Raw genomic sequence first — 21694 nt, forward strand, 5'->3', positions numbered from 1 at the left:
TGGCGAGGGTCACTTCCTTGCCCTCGGGCTGGGACTTTTCGCTGTGCGGCCGGACGAATTCGTGCGCGCGCCCCAGCGCGGAAATCCGGCCTAGCAAATCGCGCGACGCTTCACCGAACGCTTCATTTGCGCGCGCTGTCAGGCTGATCAAACCGGAAACAATCGCGAAGATGTTCTTGATGCGATGGCTGAGCTCCTGGCTCAGGATGTCGTTTTGGAGAGCGGTGCGCTTCTGCTCGTCGATATCCGTGCAAGTGCCGATCCAGCGCTGGATCTCACCCTGCTCGTTCAGGATCGGCAGCGCACGACCGATCATCCAGCGATAATCACCGCTGTGATGCCGCAGGCGATATTCAACCTCGTACGGTTCGCCGGTAGCGAGGCTGTGGTTCCATTTCTTCCATGCGTCGGCCTGGTCATCCTCATGGAACATCCCGGCCCATCCTTCGCCGTCGGTTGATCCGACAGGGACACCCGTGAATTCATACCAGCGCGCATTGTAATAATCGTGGGAGCCGTCGGGAAGAGTCGACCAAACCATCTGCGGCATGGTGTCGGCGAGCGCATGGAAAGCAGCTCCGGCGGATTGCAGCGCATGCTCTGTAGCCAGGGGCAAGACATCCGGCGCCGAGGAGGATTCGCGGCTGCCAAGCTGGAAATTCGTGATGACTTTTGCATTCATAGCCAGCTTGTGACCTTCTCGGGATGAACAGAATCGGACCGATAGGATACCTGTCGTATCTTGTTGATTTTCAAACGCTGAAGCTCATCGCACAGGTGGGGCGGTCAGTAAACTCGCCCTGTAGAGCGCCAGATGTGGCCCTCCCCAATTCTTGGTATGTCGCTGCCTATCCGGATTTGATGAGATGCGAGCAGTCATCAAGTTCACAGGTAATCTTCATGCAGCAAAGCAGCGGTATAAGTGGTGCAAGCCTGGTCGATCCGGCACTTCGCGCCATGTTCGAGGCGCGCAAGCGCGTGTTCGTGGATCTTCTTGGGTGGGACGTTCCGGTGCTCGACGAGACCTTTGAAATCGACCAGTTCGATACGCCCTCGGCCGCCTATCTCGTCCTCACCGGCGAAAATTGCGAGCATCGCGCATCGGCCCGGCTCCTGCGTTCTGACGGACCTCATATCTTGCGCGATCTTTTTCCGCAGCTGTGCAGCGGACCTGTTCCGCAGGATGAGGCATTTCGCGAGATTACCCGCTTCTGTATCGATCCCACGTTGCCGCGCGCTGATCGCCGGAGTGTCCGCAACCAGCTCGTCTCCGCCCTCGCCGATTTTGCAATATCGGAAGGGATCGCTGGTTATTCGGCGGTCGCCCCGGTGCCCTGGTTCCGACAGATCGCCCAGTTCGGCTGGCGCTGCCAGCAGCTTGGACCGTGCGTTTCTATCGATGGGCAGAAGCTTGTCGCTCTTCGCATCGACATCGACCAGAATACACGCGCGCAACTCGCCAACGCAGGGATCTACTGCCGCAATCCTAAGCCGGAAGCCTATGGCGGCATGGAGCTGGCAGCATGACTGGGCCGAGCGAGGCGTATTGGCTCGAACAGCTGCAAGAGGATGGCTATTGCATCATTCCGCAGCTTGTCGCCGAGCAACAGATCGCCGCACTCGATGCCGACCTGGAAGGTGCGTTTGCGCAGGCGCCCCTCGGGAAGGGAGACTTCTATGGGCATCGGACCAAACGGTTTGGAAGCCTGCTTCGCCGCTCGCAGGTCGCGGGCGATCTGGTCCTGCAGCCGCTAGTCCTATCGCTCGCCCGCGCAATTCTCGGCAGCGCCTGCGACCGGATACAGCTCAATGTCGCCCAGGCGATCGCGATCCATCCCGGCGAGATAGAACAGTTTCCGCATTGCGATCAGGATATGTGGGCAGGCCGCAAGGGCGATCACGAATATCTTCTCAACGTCATCTGGCCGCTGACCGAATTTACTCGCCTCAATGGCGCGACACGCATCTACCCCGGGACGCACAGGAAGCCTGTCGACAATCTCGAAAGTCTCGACGATCCCATAGTCGCAGTTTGCAAGCCCGGCGATGCCATCTGCTTTCTTGGCTCCACCGTCCATGGAGCGGGGCCAAACCAGACCGAGGATGTCCGCCGCGGTGTCGTAATCGGCTACAGTCTCGGCTGGCTCAAACCCTACGAGAATCTCTGGCTGGCCTATCCGCCAGCAGTAGCAAAAGAGTTCTCGCCCGAACTCGCCGAACTGGCCGGTTATGTGCAGCACCGCCCGAACCTGGGTAATTTCGAAGGGCAATGCCCGTCGGTTCTGCTGCGTGACGAGGTGCCCGAATTCCCGCAGGCAACCGATAGTCTGCGCCCCGACCAGAAAGAAGCGGTTCGTGAGTTCGCCGAGACGCGCCGCAGCGGGCGATGAGTCCCGCTCACGTCCTCGAGCCTACGTATAGGCGGCTTAAAAATGCATTGCTGGAAGGGCGCTTCCGGGCCGGTGCGAAGCTCGAGGCGATGCGACTGGCTGACGATTTCGGAGTAAGCATGACGCCGGTAAGAGACAGCCTGAACCAGCTTGTCGGCGAAGGGCTGGTCGACCTCACGCCCGGCGAAGGATTTCGCGTACCGCTGCTTACCGAACAGGCCTTGCGCGACATCCTGCAAGTCAACGCGCTGCTTTTGGAGCACACTTCCGACACCGACCGCAAATCACTGGAAATCGACGAAGGATCCAACGTCACTCAGGGTGCTTATGCCGACCGATTGGCGCATGTCTTCAGAGACATCGCGGCAAACTCAGGCAATCGGTTTCGCGTACATTTGGTCGAACGCATTAGCGACAGACTCCACCCGATACGTGAACTCGAGCCGGAGATTTGGCCTGGGGCGTCGCATGCCCTTGAGCAAATTGAGCGAACAGCTCAGCAGGGTTTCGATGGCTCAACCCGGGCGGTACGCGCATATCATCAACACATCGAGGCTCTGGTACCCGCTTTGGTCGGACGTTTGAACCAGCAGACCGCCTAGCCCTCGCCAATGAGTTAGGTGGTCTCTCCACTCTCGGACAGAACCGTCGCGAGGTGATCATTCCAGGCATCGAGTGCCTGGCGCTTCTCGTCCTTCCAATCGTGGCGCTGGTAGATGCCGGCGACTCCGGCACGAGATCCGCCGACGTGGTTGAGAACGGCTTCGGTGACTTCAAACCGAACGCCAAGCCGCTGAAAGTTCGTGGCGAGGGTTCGTCGTAGATCATGAAGGCGCCAGGCGTCGAGCGGCTCTTCGCGACGTTCCTCGATCAGGCTGTCGAGCTTCACCTTCCCCTTGGCGTATCCCGTAAAGCCCGCCCCACTAGCTGTCGCAAAGACCCGGCCTTTGCGTGGCCACTTCTCGCCGCGAGCCTCCCGGTCGAGCTCGGCGATTGCAAGATCGTTGAGCGGAATGGAGTTTGGTTCTCCGTTCTTGGTCCGAGATCCGGGCAGGGTCCACAATCTTTCGCTGCGACTGAGCTCCTGCCATTGCATCCCGGAGACTTCTTCACGGCGCTGTCCGGTCACGATCAGAAGTCTGACAATTGGACCAAAGCATCGATGACATTCCGGTGCCGCGTCCCAGATATGGCGGAGTTCGCCATCCTTGAGCCAGCGCTCTCGTGGCTTGACCGGAGGCGGCGTTTCCATGCCCTCCATCGGACTGCGATCGATATCTCCGCGACTCACGGCCCAGCGAAACAGGCGGCGCATAACGGCAAAGACATTTCGCCGGTTTGCCACCTGCTTGGGCGGCATCTGATCGAGAACCGATACGACGTCGATCTTCGTAATCGCTGGCAGCGCCTTCATTCCGAATGTGGGCTTGAGGTAGAGGCGAATGGATCGTTCCACGAGGCGACGCCATCCCTCGCGTTTGCAGGAGCGGGTGAAGAGGTCAGCGTAATTCGAGAAGGCGAGGTCGACAGCTTCCCGTCGGCGCTGCTTTTCCGCATCAACCGGATCAATGCCCTGCGCAACAATCACCAACAATCGCTCAGCCTCCAAGCGTGCAGTAGTCGGTGTCCAGGGCGATCCATGTGATCCGATCGTGAAACGACGGGTCTTCGCTTCTCGTCCGCCCATTCGGAACTGGATTATGTAACTGATTGATCCAGCAGCTGTAATCTTGACGCCAAAGCCCTTAAGATCGGTGTCCCAAAGATAGTTTTCCTTTGGTCCAACCGGGAGCGAATCGACCGTGCGCTTGCTGATTTTTCCTGTTGCCATGCGATACCTCGTGGCCTTTTTCTGGCAATCACCGGGTAATCACGCAAGCGGAAAAAGGGGCGAATTGGAGGCAATCCTGGCGTAGATGTTTTTGGCCAAGTCGTTGTTTTTACAACATCAGCGTAGTCTAGCGTCGCCTGAATCGAAAGTACCACACCTCGTGGCCGAAAACGGTGCGTGCCTTGTGCTCGTAACGGGTCTCGCTCCATCCGCTCGGGCGGTTTTGCCAGCTGGATGGACCTTCGACGACCCATTCAAATTTATCCATATGCCGCTGCATCACCATCAGCGCGTGACGCAGATAGATGTCGTGATCGGTGCCAAAGCGAAATTCGCCGCCCGGTTTCAGTTTCTGCGCAATCAGCGAAACGGGGCCGTCATTCATCATCCGCCGCTTGGCGTGCTTGTTCTTTGGCCACGGATCGGGGTGGAGCAGGTAACACATCGTCAGCGCGCCATCGGGTATCCGCTGTAGCGCGTCGATCGCATCGCCGTGGTGCAAACGGACATTGGCGAGCCGCTCGTCATCCACATGGGCAAGCGCCGCCGCAACTCCATTAAGAAACGGTTCTGCGCCGATAAATCCGTGGTTGGGTAGCAGGTCTGCGCGGTAGGCAAGATGTTCGCCGCTGCCAAAGCCGATTTCGAAATGCAGCGGGCAGTCTTCGCCAAACAGCCCCTCGGCTGTGACAGGGCCGGTTTCAGGAACCGCAATTTTCGGCAGGAGATCGTCGACCAGACCTTGCTGCCGCCCGCGCAGCGGCTTGCCGATGCTGCGACCATACAGCCGGTTCAGGGTGGTGGGATCGCCTTCTTTAAACGCACTCATGCTGCGCGCGGTAATGGGGAAGGGGCAGGCTTGTCCAGACCGGATGCGCTGGTAAGTGCTGGGGACTTGAGCAATGCACCTGCCACACGCTAACGCAGTTCGGCATGGACACCCTCATCACCTTTTTCGAAGAGCAAGCGCCCTGGGTGCAGTCTCTGGTTGGTCTCGCCGCGCTGATCGCTGCATCACTGGCAGTCAACTATGTGCTCAAACACGTGATCCTGCGAGTGCTGGCGCCGTATCTGGACCGGTCCACCAAAACGATCGACAAGTCGGCCGCATGGGCCGCGACGGTCGCGCCTTTGATGGTCATTTCGCAGGGCATCCGCCTGGTCCCTCATTTGCCCGAGGCTATTTACACCGTCATCACCAATGTCGCGCAGGCGCTGATCGTGATTTCGGTCGCGATGGCGATTGTGAAGGCGCTGGCATACGGCAATGAGCTGTATGAACGTCTGCCGCGGTCAAAAAATAGGCCGATCAAGGGGTTCGTGCAGGTCGTAAAAATCATCGTCCTGTGCGGCGCGGCGATTATCATGATTTCGGTCCTGATCGACCAGTCCCCGCTGCTGCTTTTGTCCGGCCTTGGCGCGATTACAGCGGTTCTGCTGCTGGTGTTCAAGGATACGATCCTGTCGCTGGTGGCGAGCGTGCAGCTGACGTCGAACGATATGCTGCGGGTTGGCGACTGGATCGAAATGCCTAGCATGCAGGCCGATGGCGACGTGATCGACATCTCTCTGCACACGGTGAAGGTCCAGAATTTCGACAAGACGATCACCACAATTCCGACGCACCGACTGGTCTCCGATGCGTATCGCAATTGGCGCGGCATGAGCGAAAGCGGCGGCCGGCGAATCAAACGCTCGATTGTGCTTGATCAGAATTCGATCCGCTTCCTCAGCGATGAAGAGGTGGTCGATCTGAAGAAATTCCGCATCCTGAAACCCTATCTCGCGGCAAAGCGGGATGAGATTGCCGCCTATCTCAAATGGCATCCCCGCATTGGCGAGGGATTTACGCTGCTGGTGCGTCAGCTGGATCCGGGGCCGCAGGGCCTGCCAATCCAGATTTACTGTTTTGCCGACACCACCGCTTGGGGCGAATATGAGGATATTCAGGCCGATATTTTCGACCACCTGCTCGCAATCGTGCCCGAATTCGGTCTTACCGTGTTCCAGGAACCGAGCGGCCGCGATTTCGCTGCGCTCGGCAGTTCTCGCTGATACATACGAAAACACCCGGGACGCGCGTTACGCATCCCGGGTGTCTTTGAGTCAGGAAGACTTTAATCAGGCCGCTTCGGCCTCTTCATTGGGATCGCGCAGCACATATCCGCGGCCCCAGACGGTTTCGATATAGTTTTCGCCGCCGCATGCATGGCTCAGCTTTTTGCGCAGCTTGCAAATGAACACGTCGATAATCTTGAGTTCGGGTTCGTCCATTCCGCCATAGAGGTGGTTGAGGAACATTTCCTTTGTCAGGGTCGTGCCTTTTCGCAGGCTAAGCAGCTCAAGCATGGCGTATTCCTTGCCCGTCAGGTGAACACGGGCGCCATCGACTTCGACGGTTTTCGCATCGAGGTTCACGGCGAGCTTGCCAGTGCGGATGATCGACTGGCTGTGCCCTTTGGAACGGCGCACCACAGCGTGAATGCGGGCAACCAGTTCTTCGCGGTGGAACGGCTTTGTCACGTAATCGTCAGCGCCAAAACCGAACGAACGGATTTTGCTGTCCATTTCCGCGATACCCGAAAGGATCAGAACAGGCGTCTGCACCTTGGCTACGCGCAGCTTTTTCAGCACGTCATAGCCGTGCATGTCCGGCAGGTTGAGGTCGAGCAGGATGATATCGTAATCATACAGCTTGCCCAGATCGAGGCCTTCCTCGCCCAGATCGGTCGAATAGACATTAAAGCCTTCGGTGGTGAGCATAAGCTCAATCGCTTTCGCGGTTGTTGGCTCGTCCTCAATCAACAGCACTCGCATATCTGGTCCCCTGTTTGACCAAAATTTTGGCAGGCCCACCGTTTGGCAGGCCGGTTTGGTAACGCCTCGCTAAGAGGTGTTGCCGTGTATTAACCACACAAGAACTGAACGGAAAAGGTTAACGTGCCGTAAACGGGCGGCCCAAAATGATGCGAGTCTTTTGGGCAACAGGTCTTTTCACGCGGTTTCGCCAGCGGTCTAAAGGTTGGCCAGTTTCTTCTGCCGCCGCCTCTGCGCGCTCGAACCGATGCCGATGGCTTCGCGATATTTCGCGACCGTGCGCCTTGCAAGATCGAAACCTTCGTCTTTAAGCATGTCGGCGAGTTTCTGGTCCGACAGCACCTTCTTAGGGTCTTCGGCATCGGTCAGCGCCTTGATCCGGGCCTTGATCGCCTCGGACGATGCCCCCTCGCCGTCGCTGGAGGCAACGCCGCTGGAAAAGAAGTATTTCAGTTCAAAGCAGCCGCGTTCGCAGTGCAGGTATTTGTTGCTGGTGACGCGGCTGACCGTGCTTTCGTGCATGTCGATCTGCTCGGCGACTTCGCGCAGGGTCAGCGGACGCAGTTCGGACACACCGCGGCGGAAAAACCCGTCCTGCTGTTTCACAATCTCTGCCGATGTCTTGAGGATCGTCTTCTGCCGCTGGTCAAGCGCCCGGATCAGCCAGTGCGCATCGGCCAGCTTTTCCTTGAGCCAGCCCTGCGCGTCCGTATCGCCAGCGCTCGATTTCAGCTCGACATAATAATCGCGGTTTACGACGAGGCGCGGCAGCGTTTCCTCGTTCAGGCGGATGTCCCAGCCGCCATCTTCGGCAGCACTCAGCAAAACATCGGGGACCACCGCGCTGTCCGCACCCGGCGCAAAGGCGAGGCCGGGCTTCGGATCATAGCTGCGCAATTCACCCAGCATGTCGGCAAAATCCTCGTCATCGACATTGCAAAGCCTCTTCAACCGATCGACCTCGCCGCGCGCGAGCGCCTCGAGGTTCGCGATGAGTTTTTGCATACACGGGTCGTACCGGTCGGCATCGCGCGCCTGAAGCTCAAGGCATTCCGCCAGGCTGCGCGCGCCCACGCCGGTGGGATCGAGCATTTGAACAACTGTCAGCGCATCGTCGACTTCATCCAGGCTCACGCCGAGATCATAGGCAATTTCGCGCAGCCCGCTGGTCAGATAGCCGGCATCGTCCAGCAGCCCGATCAGATGGCGCGCGATGAATTCCTCTTTCGGATTGACCGCAATCGCGCCGACTTGTTCGTTGAGATGATCGCCAAGCGATAATGCAGCCGACTGCGTGACGCCGGCATCGGGCAGATCGGCATCGCCTGAATAGGCCGCGCTGCTGGCGCCCCATTCGGCATCGCCTGAATAGGCCGCGCTGCTGGCGCCCCATTCGGCATCCCCGGTATCACGGTCCCTGTCGAGCGCGCTGTTGTCGATGTCCAGCGGCGCTTCGCTTTCGCCCTGACCTTGCGCCATCAATTGGTCGGACGTGAATTCTTCGCGCGGAATATCATCGGGTTCCGCTGGGGCGCCCTGATCTTCACTGGAAACTGCGCCCGCCTCCAGCAGCGGATTGCTATCCAGCGCGTCACCGATGAAGGTTTCGATTTCGAGATTGGACGCGGCCAGCAGCTTGATCGCCTGCTGCAATTGCGGCGTCATCACCAATTGTTGCGATTGGCGAAGGTCCAGTCTGGGTCCGAGCGCCATTGCGGTAACCGTCAGAGCGTGAAGCTCTCTCCCAGATAAAGCCGCCTGACATTTTCATCGGCGACGAGTTCCTGTGGTGTGCCTGCGAATAGCACCTGCCCGCCATAGATGATGCAGGCGCGATCGACGATTTCCAGCGTTTCGCGCACGTTGTGGTCGGTGATCAGCACGCCGATACCGCGCGTTTTGAGGTCGGCGACGAGATCGCGAATGTCGCTGATGGACAGCGGATCAATCCCGGCAAACGGTTCATCAAGCAGCATGATCGAAGGTTTCGCCGCGAGCGCGCGGGCGATCTCGCAGCGGCGGCGCTCACCGCCGGACAGAGCCATCGCCGGACTTGTCCGAAGACGTGTCAGGCCAAACTCGCTCAGCAGCCGCTCCAGTTCAGCCGCGCGGGTATCGCGGTCGGGCTCAGCCATTTCGAGCACGCTGTTGATGTTTTGCTCAACCGTCATGCCGCGAAAAATGCTGGTTTCCTGCGGCAGGTATCCAAGGCCGAGGATCGCGCGGCGATACATCGGCAGTTTCGTCACATCCTCGCCGTCCATCAGGATGCGGCCGGAATCGGGTCTGACCAGACCCATGATTGAATAGAAACAGGTCGTCTTGCCCGCGCCATTGGGGCCCAGCAGGCCGAGCACTTCGCCCTTGCCAACGGTCAGCGATATGTCGGTAAGGACCGCGCGTTTGTCATAACTTTTGGCGATCGAAACGACTTCCAGGCCGCCATCGGGCAGCGGGGCGGTGGCATCGGCGGTTTCGGAAGCGGATGCAGCCAGATCGTCGAGGGCGGAAGAGTCGCTCATACCCACGGCTTTAGCATTATTGCCTTAACAGGAAAGACCCCCGCAGCCATTTTGGCAGGATTTTTGCTTTCTACGCGTCAATACGCAGGACAGGCTGCGCCAGCTAACGTCTTGTTTCGCCTGCCAGTCCGGCGAAAACGCGCCCCTGATAGGCGATGCGAGCGTTACATTTTGGTTACCACGCTTGCCAGAACCCGCCGTATTTGAGATATTCGCAGCAGAGAGACAATCCGTTGGGGAGCGGTTTATGAGCGATTATTCGCAGCACAACAGCAAGAGCGCAGTTAGCGCCGCGCATCGATCAGGCGCAATCGACTGGCGCAAAAAGATGAGCGACCATGTCGCCTTCGCGCTGCTCGTTTACACCGGTTTGCACATTTTCGCGACTGTGAAAGCGTTATCGAGCGGCGTCTCCTCGATCCTGCCCTTTATTGTGCTGATCATTCTTGTTGCGGCGATCATCCCTGCGTGCCGCTGGTTCGAGCGGCCCTGGACCGGCTTGTCTGATGCGGATGCGTCCGACCCTTCGCTCGCTCCGGCATTTCGCCGCGATGCGATCCTGCTGTGGGCGATGGCCATCGGCCTTCCGCTTGCGCTGACGGGGTTGTGCAAGGCCACCTTCGCGCTCATCGGATAATCCTTTCCCGCTTCCGGGGAACACAATATGCCGCAGTTCTGTTGACCCAGCGTGCGCCGCTTTCTGGCGTTCTTTCAATGGCGCTCGCGTGACCTTTTCCCGTCTCCTCTTAATCGTCTCTGCATTGCTGCTGTCAGTGCCCGCGTATGCTGCGCTTCCCGGACTTGAAGGAGAGGGCGGCGAAAGCGCGGAGACGCAAACCGTCGACACCGAAATTGCGCAAGGGCAGAGCGCCGGCGAAGACAGCCGCATCACCCAGCGGATCAAGGGTATCTTTTCCGAGCTTCCCGACTTTGAAACGGTCGAGGTATCGACCAGCGAAGGCGTTGTCAGCCTTGAAGGCACTTTGCCAAACGCCGACGCCATCGCGCGGGCAGAGGCAATTGCCGCGCGTGTGTCAGGCGTTGTCACGATAGAAAACAGCATTGAGCGGGATCTGTCGGTCGAACAGAACCTGTCGATCTTCAATAAAATGTCGGACCTGTTCGACGGTTTTGTGGCCGGATTGCCGCTGTTCGCGGTCGCGTTGCTTGTCGCGGTTGCATTTGCCGCCACCGGATATCTGATCGCGGGATTGCGATTTATTTGGGACCGGATAGCGCCCAACGCCTTTCTTGGAGAGCTAATCCGCAGCGCCATTCGATTTGTGTTTGTCGTGGGCGGCATTGTTATCGCGCTCGACATGATTGGTGCTGGTGCGTTGCTGGGTGCGGTACTGGGCGGGGCCGGAGTGGTGGGCATCGCGCTCGGCTTTGCGATGCGCGACACGATCGAGAACTATGTCGCGTCGCTGATGCTAAGTTTGCGCCAGCCGTTTCGCGCCAACGATCATGTGCTGATTGATGATCTGGAGGGGCATGTAATCCGCCTTACCAGCCGGGCGACAATTCTTATGACGCTGGAGGGCAATCATCTTCGCATACCCAATTCACAGGTGTTCAAAGCTGTCATCGTCAACTTTACGCGGAATCCTCAGCGCCGATTCGAATTCGAACTGGGCATTGATGCAGATGACGATCCGCGCAATGCAATGCAGCTTGGCCGGGACACCATGCTGGCGCTTCCATTTGTCCTGTCAGAACCTGAGCCAATGGCCAAGATCGAACAGGTTGGCGATTCCAACATCGTGATCAGCTTCCTTGCGTGGGTTGATCAGCGGGAGGCCGACTTTCTAAAATCACGCAGCCTCGCCATTGCTTCGGTAAAAGATGCGCTGGAAGACGCCGGCTTTGCCCTGCCGGAACCGATTTACCGCCTGCGGTTCGACGGGCGGACCGATCCGCTGCCTATCGGCAGATCGAAAGCGTCGGCCGAATCTAAAGCGCCACCGCAGCCGAAATCGCGGGCGAAACAATCAGCCACGCACGACGACGTTCGCCCCGAAAGCAAGATCAACGAAATGGTCGAGAATGAACGGCGATCCGGCCCAGAGCAGCAAAAGGATCTCCTCGATTCCTCGCGCCCTGTTGAATAGGCTATTTCTTTGCGCGCTCTATAGCCTCCAGCACGATTTCGCGCGCTTCGGCGCGGTCGCCCCATTTGCCAATCCGGACCCACTTTTCCGTTTCAAGATCCTTGTAATGGGTGAAGAAGTGCTCGATCTGCTGCATGATGATTGAAGGCAGATCCTTCGTTTCTCCGACATCCGAATAATACGGGAAAGTCGTGTCGACCGGTACGCAGATGAGCTTTTCATCGCCGCCATGCTCGTCTTCAAGGTTAAGCACTCCGATCGGGCGCGACCGCACCACGCATCCGGGAATAAAGGGGGAGCGCGCGATCACGAGCGCGTCCAGCGGATCGCCGTCCGGCGAAAGTGTGTGCGGCACAAAGCCATAGTTCGCCGGGTATCGCATCGGCGTATGCAGGATGCGGTCCACGAACAGGGCGCCAGATTCTTTGTCGAATTCATATTTTACCGGTTCGCCGCCGGTGGGAACTTCAATAATGACATTCAAATCGTCAGGCGGATTGGTACCGGTAGGAATCTTGTCGATTAGCATCGTGGGGGTCTTTCGATAGGTATGTAAAAAGATGTTGGCCGCGCCTCTAGCGGTTGATGGAGCGTTGCGAAAGGGCTCCCTTGGCCCTAATCGCGCAGGGATGAGCAAGAACACACCCAAAGCCATACGCGGCACGCAGGACATTTTCGGCGCTGAGGCGGAGGCGTTTGCCTTTGTGGTCGAAACGTTCGAGCGTGTGCGCAAGCTGTATCGGTTCCGCCGAACCGAAATGCCGGTGTTCGAAAGGACCGAGGTCTTTAGCCGGGCCATCGGCGAGACGACCGATGTTGTTTCCAAGGAAATGTATTCTTTCGAGGATCGCGGGGGGGATTCCCTGACCCTGCGCCCGGAATTCACTGCGGGCATTGCGCGGGCGTTCCTTACCAATGGCTGGCAGCAACACGCCCCGCTTAAAATCGGCACGCACGGCCCGCTTTTTCGGTACGAGCGTCCGCAAAAAGGGCGCTACCGCCAGTTTCACCAAATCGATGCCGAGATTATAGGAGCCGCAGAGCCGCAGGCCGATGTCGAGCTGCTGTGCATGGCGGACCAGCTGCTGGAAGAGCTGGGTATCGAAGGCGTCACCCTGCATCTCAATACGCTGGGCGATGCGGATAGCCGCGACCAATGGCGCGCCGCGCTGATCACTTATTTTAAAGCGGTCGAGGGGCAGCTATCGGAGGATTCGCAGGAGCGGCTGGAGAAAAATCCGCTCCGCATCCTCGACAGCAAAGACCGCCGCGACCAGCAATTTTTGGCAGATGCGCCCCGTATTGACGACTTCCTGACAGAAGACGCGCAGACATTTTTCAAGGCTGTGACGGATGGTCTGGACGCGGCAGGCGTGAAATGGAAACGCGCCGAAAGTCTGGTGCGCGGCCTCGATTATTACCGCCATACCGCGTTCGAATTCATTCCCGACGAAGGATCGGCAGCGGCGGACGCTTTGGGCGCGCAAAGCACGGTTCTGGGCGGCGGGCGCTACGATGGGCTGATGGAATCGCTTGGCGGACCTGCGACCCCCGCAGTCGGCTGGGCGGCCGGGATCGAGCGGCTGGCGATGCTGGTGGGGGACAAGCATGAACCGGACGCCGATGTCATTGTCGTGGTCGAAGACGACGAACGTATCGGTGATGCCATCGCGGCGATCGGCAGAGTTCGCGCAGCGGGTCTGACGGCGGAATTGGCCGCATCGGGCAGCACCCGCAAACGGTTCGATAAAGCGGTGAAATCGGGCGCGAAATCGATCCTTGCGCTCGATATATGCGATGGCGCACCCGTGCACCGGATCAAGGCAAGCGACGCCGATACCGCCCGGATTGAGGCGCTGCTCAACTAAATGCAAATCCCCGCCGCCCGTCTCGACCAGATCGCCAACCGCTTTGCCGAGCTTGAGGCCCGCATGGCGTCGGGCACGCTCGAAGGCGACGAATTCGTGCAGGCCAGCCGCGATTATGCCGAGCTGGAGCCGGTTGCGAAGATCGCTGCCAATGTGAAAGCCATGCGTGATGAGATCGCGGGACTCGAAGAAATGCTCGCCGATCCCGAAATGAAGGCGATGGCGGAGGATGAACTGTCCGCCATTCGCGAAAGCCTGCCGGAAAAAGAGCGCGCTCTCGCCATTGCCTTGTTGCCGCGCGATTCCGCGGACAGCAAACCGGCAATGCTGGAAATTCGCGCTGGCACAGGCGGGGATGAAGCGGCGCTGTTCGCGGGCGACCTTTTCCGCATGTATGAACGTTTCGCCGCCGATTGCGGCTGGAAGGTTGAACCTGTCAGCATGAGCGCCTCGGAAGTTGGCGGGTTCAAGGAAATCGTCGTCAACGTGACCGGATCGGGCGTGTTTGCGAAGCTCAAATTTGAAAGCGGGGTCCACCGTGTTCAGCGCGTGCCTGTGACCGAGAGCGGCGGCCGCATCCACACCTCTGCGGCAACAGTTGCGGTGCTGCCTGAACCGGACGATGTCGATGTAAAGATCGATCCGGGCGACCTGAAAATCGACACATACCGTGCCAGCGGTGCGGGCGGACAGCACGTCAACACCACCGACAGCGCAATCCGTATAACGCATGAACCCAGCGGGCTGGTGGTGACCTGCCAGGACGGGCGCAGCCAGCATAAGAACCGCGAAAAAGCGATGCAGGTCCTGCGCGCGCGGCTTTACGAAAAAACCCGCGATGAGGCGCAAGGAGCAGAGGCCGAAGCGCGCAAGGCCATGGTCGGCAGCGGCGACCGCTCGGAACGCATCCGAACTTACAATTTCCCACAAGGCCGGGTGACCGATCACCGCATCGGTCTGACGCTGCACAAGCTGGAAGAAGTGCTCGCTGGGCCGGGGCTGGGCGAATTGGTCGATGCACTCATATCGGAAGACGAGGGCAAGCGGCTCGCCGCGCTGAACGAATGAATGTCGCCGATGCGATCCGCGCAGCGACAGCCCGGCTGGCCGAGACAAGCGATACCGCACGGCTCGATGCAGAATTGCTGATGGCGCACGCTTTGGGGGCGGGCCGTTCCGAGATGCTGCTGCGCGCAATGAGGGATAATGAACCGCCCGGTTTCGCCCGTCTGGTTGATCGCCGCGCCGCGCATGAACCGGTGGCCTACATAACCGGCCAAACCGAATTTTACGGCCTTGAATTGGCGGTAGCGCCGGGCATTCTGATTCCGCGCGGCGATAGCGAGGCGTTGATAGAGGCTGCGCGCGGCGAGTTTGAAGGTCGCGGGTCTCCCGGCACTATCCTCGACCTTGGCACGGGTTCGGGCGCTCTTTTGCTGGCTGCGATGTCAGTGTTCGCGTCTGCATCGGGTGTCGCGGTCGACCGCTCCGAAACGGTGAGGGCCGTCTTTCAGGCGAATGCGCACGCACATGCCAGCGGCCGCGATGTGCGCTTCGTTCTTGCCGATTGGCACGCACAAGGCTGGACTGAAAAACTGGGCAAATTCGATCTCGTGCTGTGCAATCCGCCCTATGTCGAAAGCGATGCCGCGCTCGAACCGGATGTGCGCGAATTTGAACCTGCCGGCGCGCTGTTTGCCGGAAAAGAGGGCCTTGACGACTACCGCGTGTTGATCCCGAAACTGCGCAAGCTTTTAAATCCTGGCGGCATCGCGATTTTCGAAATCGGTCATACGCAGGCCGATGCAGTAAGCGAAATGGCAGAAAAAGCCGGTTTTTCGGTCAATTTGGTCAGAGACCTTGCAAATAGGTCACGCGGTCTGACGTTCCACACATGAAAAACCCGGTAGGGCTTGGCAAACAGGGTCAGGGTCGCTACCTCCGAATCAGGCCACCGATCTGTGAACTGCGCAAATCGATCGGCCCAGCTCCAAATTCGATGTCATACGGCCTAAGGGCTAGCCCCCGGCCAAGGCAGCGCGGAGCGCGCGTCCTTTATTGGCTGCGCACAACGAAGCAGTCTGTTGGCCAAGCGTGCAATCCATGATTGCGCAAGGTCGCTAAAGGGAAGAATTTCCTTGAATAACAATCGTAATAATCGTCGCCGCGGTCGCGGAAATCGCAATCAGAGCGGCGGTGGTGGCAACCAGATAAACCGGATCGATAGCAGGGCACGCGGAAACGCGCCGCAATTGCTCGACAAGTATAAAAAGCTGGCTCAGGATGCTCAGCACAACGGTGACCGCGTGCAGGCAGAATATTACCTGCAATTTGCCGATCACTATTTCCGCGTCATCGCCGACAACAAAGCGCGTCAGGATGAGGCGCGGGCCAAGCGAAACGATGATCGCGGCCCGTCAGGTGAAGACGGCGATGATGAGGATGGCGATAACCGCCGCCGCAACAATCGCCGTTCGCGGCCGCGCCATGATGATGCGGGCAATTCTGCCAGCAACGATTCGCGCGACGATGCCGGCGAAGACGAAGCGTCCAACGAGAACACCTCGGACGATGCCGAGCAGCCAAAGCGCCGCGCCCGCAAACCGCGTCGCGACACGCAAAATGACGGCGAGGGCGAGCCAAGCGCAAAACCCCGCGCTCGCAAACCGCGTGTGAAAAAGAGTGAAGCGGCTCCGGCGGCAGAGATCGATTCTTCGGTGCTTCCGCCAGCCATCGGCGGTGCCGCCCTTTCCGATAAAGACAGCGACGACAACCTCGAAGCTGTCGGCTGATCTGGCGTTCGCGGCTACCAAAGGAATTTGAGTAGGCGCGATGCAGGGCATGGCTGACAGGGCACTGGCATACATACGTTCACATCCGTGGCTTGTCGCGATTGCGCTCGGCCCGGTTGCGGCGCTCGGTTATCCGCCAACGCATGCATGGTGGATCGCACTGCCTGCCTTTGCGGGTCTTCTGGCGCTTTTGCGCAATGCGCCAAGCGCGCGCTCCGCAGCGTGGCTCGGCTGGCTGTTCGGCTGGTCGCATCTAACGCTTGCGAACAACTGGATTGCAACTGCGTTCACCCATCAGGCGAAGATGCCCGAGTTTCTGGGTTGGCTCGCCGTTCCGCTCCTCTGCCTTTATCTCGCGGTTTATCCCGCTTTGGCGGCGTTAGGGGCGCACCTCCTTGCAAAACGGCGAGGCGCGCTAGGCTATACATTCATTTTCGCAGGCCTTTGGATATTAACAGAGTGGCTGCGCAGCTGGGCGTTCACCGGCTATCCCTGGCCGCCGCTGGGATTGATGCTGCTCGGCGGCTGGGAAACGCCCGGTGCTGCGCGCCTGCTGCCGTGGATGGGCACATACGCGCTGTCCGGGCTGGCGGCTCTATTGGCCGGGCTGCTGCTTTATTGCGTATCGGCGCGGCGCTGGATCGCGCTCGTGGCAGGCAGTGCGACGCTAATCGCCCTTATGTTCGCACCGGCTTTTTCAGATGGCCCTACCCAGCCGGCTTCTGACAGGTTCGCGTACAGGCTCGTCCAGCCGCTTTTGACGCAGGACGAGATCAATGATCCGACCAAGTTCGAGGAGCAATTCGCGCGGATAACCGATCTGACCCTTCCCGGACGCGACCAGTCTAGACTGGTCCTGTGGCCGGAAAGCGCGGTGCCCGACTATCTCGAAGATGGCTATCCGCAGCGATATTATGACCGGATGACGGCGGGCGGCGACCCAGTTTTTGCGCGCAAACGGATAGGCGGGGTGATTGGCCCCGATGCGACCCTGCTGACAGGCGTGGTCAACCTCGATTTCACTGAAGGCGACGGTATCAGACGCGTGGTGAGCGCCCGCAATTCCGTGCTTGCGATAGATGGCGACGGAACCATCGAAGGCCATTATGCAAAAGCGCATCTGGTCCCTTACGGCGAATACCTTCCAATGCGCCAATTGCTTGAACCGCTGGGGTTTCGCAGGCTGGTTGCCGGCTCGATTGACTATTTGCCCGGGCCGGGGGCGAGAACGCTGGATCTTGGCAGGCACGGCAAGGCCGGCATCCAGATATGTTATGAGATCGTGTTTTCGGGTCAGGTCGCGGACCGGGCGAACAGGCCGGATTATATCTTCAATCCATCGAATGACGGGTGGTTCGGCATGTGGGGGCCGCCACAACATCTCGCGCAGGCCCGGATGCGCGCGATCGAGGAGGGACTGCCAGTGCTGCGATCCACTACGACGGGTATCAGCGCGGTGATCGATTCGCGCGGTGTTGTCCTCCAAACGATCCCTTACGGAGTTGCGGATGCGATCAGCGGGACGGTGCCTGCTCCTGCCTCGCCAACGCTGTTTGCCAGGACCGGGAACGCGCTTGCCGTTGGCTGGGCGGGCCTCCTGCTTTTGATCGGCTTTCTGCTGCCAAGAGTGCTTGCACTGCGCAGGATGCGCGGGTAGGGCAGTGGGCAAGACATAAAGGTTTCCTTATATCTGCATAAGGGGGCTTTCTCAGACACCGATTTTGCCCCGGGAGGCTCCATGCGCAGCGACTATCTCTTCACATCGGAAAGTGTTTCCGAAGGCCATCCCGATAAAGTTTCCGACCAGATTTCCGATGCTATTGTTGATCTGATGCTGGGCAAGGATCCAGAGGCCCGCATTGCATGTGAAACGATGACCACCACACAGCGCGTCATCCTCTCCGGCGAAATCCGCTGCGCGCCGATGTATGACGAGGCCAATGATGATTGGGCAGTCAATGGCGGCTGGGCGCCGGGTGCCAAGGAAGAAATCGAAAAAGCCGTCCGCGCTACGGTGCGGGACATCGGTTACGAACAGGACGGATTCCATTGGAAGACCCTGACATTTGAAAACCACCTTCACGGCCAGTCGGCGCATATCGCCCAAGGTGTCGATGCAGGTGAGGACGGGTCCAACAAGGACGAAGGCGCAGGCGATCAGGGCATAATGTTTGGCTTTGCATGCGATGAAACACCCGACCTGATGCCGGCGACGCTGGATTACAGCCACAAGATACTGGAACGGCTCGCTGCTGATCGGCATTCCGGCGCTGCACCGTTTCTGGAACCTGACGCAAAAAGCCAGGTGACCTTACGCTACGAGGGCGGAAAACCGGTTGCCTGCACCGCCATAGTCGTCAGCACCCAGCATGCGGTGGGTTATGATGAGGGCGAGAAGGAAGCCGAACTCAAATCCTACGTTAAAGGCGTGGTCGCTGATGTGCTGCCCGACGGGTTCATCTCTGACGAGACGCAATGGCACATCAATCCGACCGGCAGTTTTGTAATCGGCGGACCTGATGGCGATGCCGGGCTTACAGGTCGTAAGATCATCGTCGACACCTATGGCGGCGCCAGCCCGCATGGCGGCGGCGCGTTCAGCGGCAAAGACCCGACCAAGGTGGATCGCAGCGCCGCCTATATCACTCGCTACCTGGCCAAAAACGTGGTGGCAGCCGGGCTTGCCAAACGCTGCACGATCCAGATTGCCTATGCCATCGGGGTGTCTGAACCTCTGTCGCTTTATGTCGATACGCACGGCACGGCTGCAGACGGCGTTTCGGACGCGTCGATCGAACACGCTATCGGCTCCATCGGAAAGCTGGGCGGCCTTACTCCGCGCGGTATCCGCACGCATCTCGGTCTGAACAAGCCGATCTACCGCAAGAGCGCCGCTTATGGTCATTTCGGGCGCATCGCATCGGGCGAATTCTTCCCGTGGGAGAAAACCGACCTGATCGACGATTTGAAAGCGGCCTTGGCGTGATCTGACATGGGCGCTGCTCCAGCTGCGCGCCCTGCCTGTCATCAGCCGCAGACGGTATTCCTGGCGCTTTGGGGGTTGGCGCTGATCGGGATCATTTTCGATCTGACGTTCGATCTCGCATTGCCGCCACAGGCGGTTTTCAACCCTGCTGCCCTCGGCGCCCCGGATCGAAGCGATACTTTCGTCTGGTCTGCGTATTTCGTCTTCGCACAAAACAAGTTCGGTCTTTTGACAGCCATCCTTTTCGGGGCGCTATGCCGCGACGTTCTGGCACGCGGGGAGCGCCGGCGATGGCTGCGATACCATTTCGTGATGGCTGTCCTGCTTTGCGCTGGGCTGGCCCATTGGGCTGTGTTCTTGGCAGGCAATTTGATGGGAGGCCTAGCATTGGCGGGCATATGCCTGACGCTGTTCGCAGGCCTTCCCAGCCGCGCCCTTTACGCCGCTGCGATCGGACTGGTTGCGCTGCATGTCGGCGGCACCATGGTCATGCTGGGCGGCAGCGTCGCTGATTTCTATCAGGGACGCACGGGGACTGACGCTGCGCTGTTTGCAGAGCGTGCATACGGAAGCGACGGACCGGCATTGGCCGATGCCACCGCGCACGGGCGTGAGGGGCTGGATGAGCGGATCGCGCGCGCCCGCGGCGATATCGGGAACGCGCTTAGCGAACTGGTCGGCGCGCTTCCTCTCAACCTTGCAGGGGCCGTTCTTGGCATGGCCTTGGCAAAGGATCGGCTGTTTGCAGGTGAATGGCGGATTTTCCGGATGCAGCGTCTCGCGGGCATTTGCGCGGTGATCGCTATCCCCGCATTGATCGCGCTGGCGTGGTGGCCTGCCAGCGAAGGTTTTCCCGGCGCATTGATCGGCGTCAGCTTGGCGGTACTCTCTGCTCCGTTCGACGTTCTTCTTGCCATGACCTATGCTGTACTTGGCGTGGCATTTCTCGTCCCGGCGGCGCGCGTGACGGGCATCTTGGCGGCCGCAGGGCGGATGGCCTTAAGCAATTATCTGATTGCCAGTCTGCTTCTGGCCGGAATGTTCGCTGGTTGGGGCGCAGGCCTGTTTGCAGAGCTTACGCGGCTTCAGGTTCTCGCAATAGGACTGGCCGTGGCCGCGTTGGCGCTGCTTTGGTCGGCCCTGTGGCTGCGTATCGCGCCATATGGCCCTGTCGAATGGTTCATCACAAAGCTTGGCGGACCGGCGGCTTAGTCATCCCTGCCCTGATCGTGCTCGCCCAACATCGGTGACGGGCAATCGAGAGCAAGTTCGGCATCTGAAAACACAAACGGAGAGCGCACCCCCGGCATACCGCCAAGATCGACGCGCATTGCGCGCGAGATGACCTGCGGATCGGCAAATACCTCGTCCAAAGAGTTGATCGGCCCCGCAGGGACGCCCTGCGCATGGCATTCTTCGAGCAGGGCGGCTTTTGTCCAATTCCCGGTCGCTGCCGCTATCTCGGCATCGAGTGCAGCTGCATTTTTTACCCGGTCGCCATTGGTGAGGAACCGCGCGTCCTGCGAAAGATGGTCGCAGCCAAGCAGCGCGGCGAGTTTAATAAAGAGGCGGTCATTGGCGGGCGCCAGGATAACGTGACCGTCTTTGACCGGAAAGACACCATAAGGCGCAACCTGCGCATGCGCATTGCCCATGCGCGGCGGGTTCTCGCCTGTGTTGAGATAATATGTCGCCTGATTTGCGAGCATCGCGACCGAGCAATCCAGCAGGCTGATATCAACCTGCTGGCCCGTGCCAGTGCGAAAACGCTGGATCAGCGCCGCCTGTATTGCATTGGCCGCATACACTCCGGTTGAAAGGTCGGACACTGAAATGCCCGCTTTCATCGGATCGCCCTGTTTCTCGCCTGTGAGGGACATCAGCCCGCTCATGCCCTGAACAACAAAGTCATACCCTGCCTCATGCGCGCGCGGGCCGGTCAAGCCGAAGCCGGTGATCGAGCAATATACCAGCGCCGGATTCGCATCTGCCAGTGCGGCATAATCGAGGCCGAATTTTGCAAGGCTGCCAGTTTTGAAATTCTCGATCACAACGTCAGCGTCGCCGCACAGTGCGCGCACGCGGTCCAGATCAGCGGTATCGCGGAAATCGGCAATTATGCTGCGTTTGCCCCTGTTGCAGGCGTGATAATACGCAGCCTCTCTGCGGATTGAACCATCGGCGGCCTCGCGCTCGACCCAAGGCGGACCCCATTGGCGAGTGCCGTCCCCTTCCGGGCTTTCAACCTTGATCACATCCGCGCCGAGATCGGCGAGGATTTGTCCCGCCCACGGCCCGGCGAGGACGCGGGCAAGCTCCAGCACCTTGACCCCGGCGAGCGGCGCGGCCGGATTGCGGGGTTGGTCAAACCACATCG

At 59.4% G+C, this 21694-nt stretch carries 21 protein-coding genes; 13 read left to right on the forward strand and 8 right to left on the reverse strand.

Going from position 1 to position 21694, the window contains the following annotated elements; translation table 11 throughout:
• A partial coding sequence (locus tag ACGHU1_RS02755; RefSeq protein WP_390476925.1) for a PAS domain-containing protein occupies nucleotides 1-682 on the reverse strand: 682 nt, incomplete at its 3' end.
• Nucleotides 683-900: 218 nt separating this feature from the next.
• On the opposite strand from ACGHU1_RS02755, the gene ACGHU1_RS02760 reads away from it, so the two are divergent.
• From ACGHU1_RS02760 to ACGHU1_RS02770, 3 genes are read left to right on the forward strand one after another with little or no spacing between them, the layout of a single operon-like run.
• Nucleotides 901-1527: an acyl-homoserine-lactone synthase gene (locus tag ACGHU1_RS02760; protein WP_390583195.1), complete on the forward strand. Its 627-nt coding sequence runs from the start codon at nucleotides 901-903 to the stop codon at nucleotides 1525-1527.
• Nucleotides 1524-2390, forward strand: a complete 867-nt coding sequence (locus ACGHU1_RS02765) for a phytanoyl-CoA dioxygenase family protein (RefSeq protein WP_390583197.1) — start codon at nucleotides 1524-1526, stop codon at nucleotides 2388-2390. The genes ACGHU1_RS02760 and ACGHU1_RS02765 overlap by 4 nt, the downstream gene beginning before the upstream one ends.
• Nucleotides 2387-2992, forward strand: coding sequence for a GntR family transcriptional regulator (locus ACGHU1_RS02770; RefSeq protein WP_082134998.1), 606 nt, complete (start codon nucleotides 2387-2389; stop codon nucleotides 2990-2992). Before ACGHU1_RS02765 ends, ACGHU1_RS02770 begins: the two co-directional genes overlap by 4 nt.
• A gap of 14 nt (nucleotides 2993-3006) precedes the next feature.
• Here ACGHU1_RS02770 and ACGHU1_RS02775 read toward each other — a convergent pair whose 3' ends face one another.
• Together ACGHU1_RS02775 and ACGHU1_RS02780 are read right to left on the reverse strand one after the other, a co-directional pair.
• On the reverse strand, nucleotides 3007-4221 hold the full coding sequence (locus ACGHU1_RS02775; RefSeq protein WP_183309189.1) for a site-specific integrase: 1215 nt from the start codon (nucleotides 4219-4221) through the stop codon (nucleotides 3007-3009).
• A gap of 127 nt (nucleotides 4222-4348) precedes the next feature.
• Complete coding sequence (locus ACGHU1_RS02780; RefSeq protein WP_390583200.1) at nucleotides 4349-5050, reverse strand: tRNA (guanine(46)-N(7))-methyltransferase TrmB; 702 nt, start codon at nucleotides 5048-5050, stop codon at nucleotides 4349-4351.
• Between the two features lie 104 nt (nucleotides 5051-5154).
• Here ACGHU1_RS02780 and ACGHU1_RS02785 point away from each other — a divergent pair, with 104 nt between their 5' ends.
• On the forward strand, nucleotides 5155-6276 hold the full coding sequence (locus ACGHU1_RS02785; RefSeq protein ID WP_390583202.1) for a mechanosensitive ion channel family protein: 1122 nt from the start codon (nucleotides 5155-5157) through the stop codon (nucleotides 6274-6276).
• A 66-nt stretch (nucleotides 6277-6342) separates the two neighbouring features.
• Here the strand turns inward: ACGHU1_RS02785 and ctrA are convergent, their stop codons facing one another.
• From ctrA to lptB, 3 genes are all read right to left on the reverse strand, one after another.
• A complete protein-coding gene (ctrA, locus tag ACGHU1_RS02790; RefSeq protein ID WP_142787809.1) occupies nucleotides 6343-7038 on the reverse strand; it encodes a response regulator transcription factor CtrA in 696 nt (231 codons plus the stop codon).
• 198 nt (nucleotides 7039-7236) lie between these two features.
• Complete coding sequence (gene rpoN, locus ACGHU1_RS02795; protein ID WP_390583204.1) at nucleotides 7237-8751, reverse strand: RNA polymerase factor sigma-54; 1515 nt, start codon at nucleotides 8749-8751, stop codon at nucleotides 7237-7239.
• An 11-nt stretch (nucleotides 8752-8762) separates the two neighbouring features.
• The gene (lptB, locus tag ACGHU1_RS02800; RefSeq protein ID WP_390583206.1) at nucleotides 8763-9560 is read right to left on the reverse strand and encodes an LPS export ABC transporter ATP-binding protein; all 798 of its coding nucleotides are present in this window, start codon (nucleotides 9558-9560) and stop codon (nucleotides 8763-8765) included.
• A 247-nt stretch (nucleotides 9561-9807) separates the two neighbouring features.
• On the opposite strand from lptB, the gene ACGHU1_RS02805 reads away from it, so the two are divergent.
• Both ACGHU1_RS02805 and ACGHU1_RS02810 read left to right on the forward strand, forming a co-directional pair.
• Nucleotides 9808-10197: a hypothetical protein gene (locus ACGHU1_RS02805; RefSeq protein ID WP_390583208.1), complete on the forward strand. Its 390-nt coding sequence runs from the start codon at nucleotides 9808-9810 to the stop codon at nucleotides 10195-10197.
• Between the two features lie 88 nt (nucleotides 10198-10285).
• Entirely contained in the window at nucleotides 10286-11671 is a 1386-nt protein-coding gene (locus tag ACGHU1_RS02810; protein WP_390583210.1) for a mechanosensitive ion channel domain-containing protein, read from the forward strand.
• Nucleotide 11672: 1 nt separating this feature from the next.
• Here ACGHU1_RS02810 and ppa read toward each other — a convergent pair whose 3' ends face one another.
• Nucleotides 11673-12200, reverse strand: a complete 528-nt coding sequence (gene ppa / locus ACGHU1_RS02815; protein ID WP_390583212.1) for an inorganic diphosphatase — start codon at nucleotides 12198-12200, stop codon at nucleotides 11673-11675.
• 100 nt (nucleotides 12201-12300) lie between these two features.
• Here ppa and hisS point away from each other — a divergent pair, with 100 nt between their 5' ends.
• The 7 genes from hisS to ACGHU1_RS02850 all read left to right on the forward strand — a co-directional run bounded on the left by hisS (nucleotide 12301) and on the right by ACGHU1_RS02850 (nucleotide 20529).
• The gene (gene hisS, locus ACGHU1_RS02820) at nucleotides 12301-13539 is read left to right on the forward strand and encodes a histidine--tRNA ligase (protein WP_390583214.1); all 1239 of its coding nucleotides are present in this window, start codon (nucleotides 12301-12303) and stop codon (nucleotides 13537-13539) included.
• Nucleotides 13540-14607: a peptide chain release factor 1 gene (gene prfA, locus ACGHU1_RS02825; RefSeq protein WP_390583216.1), complete on the forward strand. Its 1068-nt coding sequence runs from the start codon at nucleotides 13540-13542 to the stop codon at nucleotides 14605-14607. It abuts the gene before it with no gap.
• Nucleotides 14604-15437 (forward strand): peptide chain release factor N(5)-glutamine methyltransferase, encoded by an 834-nt coding sequence (prmC, locus tag ACGHU1_RS02830; RefSeq protein WP_390583218.1) that lies wholly within the window; start codon nucleotides 14604-14606, stop codon nucleotides 15435-15437. Before prfA ends, prmC begins: the two co-directional genes overlap by 4 nt.
• A gap of 240 nt (nucleotides 15438-15677) precedes the next feature.
• Nucleotides 15678-16331 carry a DUF4167 domain-containing protein gene (locus tag ACGHU1_RS02835; RefSeq protein ID WP_390583220.1) on the forward strand — a complete coding sequence of 218 codons (654 nt, stop codon included), beginning with the start codon at nucleotides 15678-15680 and terminating at the stop codon, nucleotides 16329-16331.
• A 49-nt stretch (nucleotides 16332-16380) separates the two neighbouring features.
• Nucleotides 16381-17988, forward strand: coding sequence for an apolipoprotein N-acyltransferase (lnt, locus tag ACGHU1_RS02840; RefSeq protein WP_390583222.1), 1608 nt, complete (start codon nucleotides 16381-16383; stop codon nucleotides 17986-17988).
• Nucleotides 17989-18069: 81 nt separating this feature from the next.
• Entirely contained in the window at nucleotides 18070-19317 is a 1248-nt protein-coding gene (metK, locus tag ACGHU1_RS02845; protein ID WP_390583224.1) for a methionine adenosyltransferase, read from the forward strand.
• A gap of 6 nt (nucleotides 19318-19323) precedes the next feature.
• Nucleotides 19324-20529, forward strand: a complete 1206-nt coding sequence (locus ACGHU1_RS02850; protein WP_390583226.1) for a DUF418 domain-containing protein — start codon at nucleotides 19324-19326, stop codon at nucleotides 20527-20529.
• Here ACGHU1_RS02850 and ACGHU1_RS02855 read toward each other — a convergent pair.
• On the reverse strand, nucleotides 20526-21692 hold the full coding sequence (locus ACGHU1_RS02855) for a CaiB/BaiF CoA transferase family protein (protein ID WP_390583228.1): 1167 nt from the start codon (nucleotides 21690-21692) through the stop codon (nucleotides 20526-20528). The two genes, ACGHU1_RS02850 and ACGHU1_RS02855, sit on opposite strands and share 4 nt — an antisense overlap.
• Between the last annotated feature and the right edge of the window lie 2 nt (nucleotides 21693-21694).

Source organism: Erythrobacter sp. MTPC3, from assembly GCF_042854385.1.
In the GTDB taxonomy this organism is placed as follows: Bacteria; Pseudomonadota; Alphaproteobacteria; order Sphingomonadales; family Sphingomonadaceae; genus Erythrobacter.

Bases quoted from the DNA above. Each gene is read 5' to 3' on its own strand.
- ACGHU1_RS02760 (WP_390583195.1), top strand. From the start codon at position 901: ATGCAGCAAAGCAGCGGTATAAGTGGTGCAAGCCTGGTCGATCCGGCA.
- ACGHU1_RS02765 (WP_390583197.1), top strand. From the start codon at position 1,524: ATGACTGGGCCGAGCGAGGCGTATTGGCTCGAACAGCTGCAAGAGGAT.
- ACGHU1_RS02770 (WP_082134998.1), top strand. From the start codon at position 2,387: ATGAGTCCCGCTCACGTCCTCGAGCCTACGTATAGGCGGCTTAAAAAT.
- ACGHU1_RS02775 (WP_183309189.1), bottom strand. From the start codon at position 4,221: ATGGCAACAGGAAAAATCAGCAAGCGCACGGTCGATTCGCTCCCGGTT.
- ACGHU1_RS02780 (WP_390583200.1), bottom strand. From the start codon at position 5,050: ATGAGTGCGTTTAAAGAAGGCGATCCCACCACCCTGAACCGGCTGTAT.
- ACGHU1_RS02785 (WP_390583202.1), top strand. From the start codon at position 5,155: ATGGACACCCTCATCACCTTTTTCGAAGAGCAAGCGCCCTGGGTGCAG.
- ctrA (WP_142787809.1), bottom strand. From the start codon at position 7,038: ATGCGAGTGCTGTTGATTGAGGACGAGCCAACAACCGCGAAAGCGATT.
- rpoN (WP_390583204.1), bottom strand. From the start codon at position 8,751: ATGGCGCTCGGACCCAGACTGGACCTTCGCCAATCGCAACAATTGGTG.
- lptB (WP_390583206.1), bottom strand. From the start codon at position 9,560: ATGAGCGACTCTTCCGCCCTCGACGATCTGGCTGCATCCGCTTCCGAA.
- ACGHU1_RS02805 (WP_390583208.1), top strand. From the start codon at position 9,808: ATGAGCGATTATTCGCAGCACAACAGCAAGAGCGCAGTTAGCGCCGCG.
- ppa (WP_390583212.1), bottom strand. From the start codon at position 12,200: ATGCTAATCGACAAGATTCCTACCGGTACCAATCCGCCTGACGATTTG.
- hisS (WP_390583214.1), top strand. From the start codon at position 12,301: ATGAGCAAGAACACACCCAAAGCCATACGCGGCACGCAGGACATTTTC.
- prfA (WP_390583216.1), top strand. From the start codon at position 13,540: ATGCAAATCCCCGCCGCCCGTCTCGACCAGATCGCCAACCGCTTTGCC.
- prmC (WP_390583218.1), top strand. From the start codon at position 14,604: ATGAATGTCGCCGATGCGATCCGCGCAGCGACAGCCCGGCTGGCCGAG.
- lnt (WP_390583222.1), top strand. From the start codon at position 16,381: ATGGCTGACAGGGCACTGGCATACATACGTTCACATCCGTGGCTTGTC.
- metK (WP_390583224.1), top strand. From the start codon at position 18,070: ATGCGCAGCGACTATCTCTTCACATCGGAAAGTGTTTCCGAAGGCCAT.
- ACGHU1_RS02850 (WP_390583226.1), top strand. From the start codon at position 19,324: ATGGGCGCTGCTCCAGCTGCGCGCCCTGCCTGTCATCAGCCGCAGACG.
- ACGHU1_RS02855 (WP_390583228.1), bottom strand. From the start codon at position 21,692: ATGTGGTTTGACCAACCCCGCAATCCGGCCGCGCCGCTCGCCGGGGTC.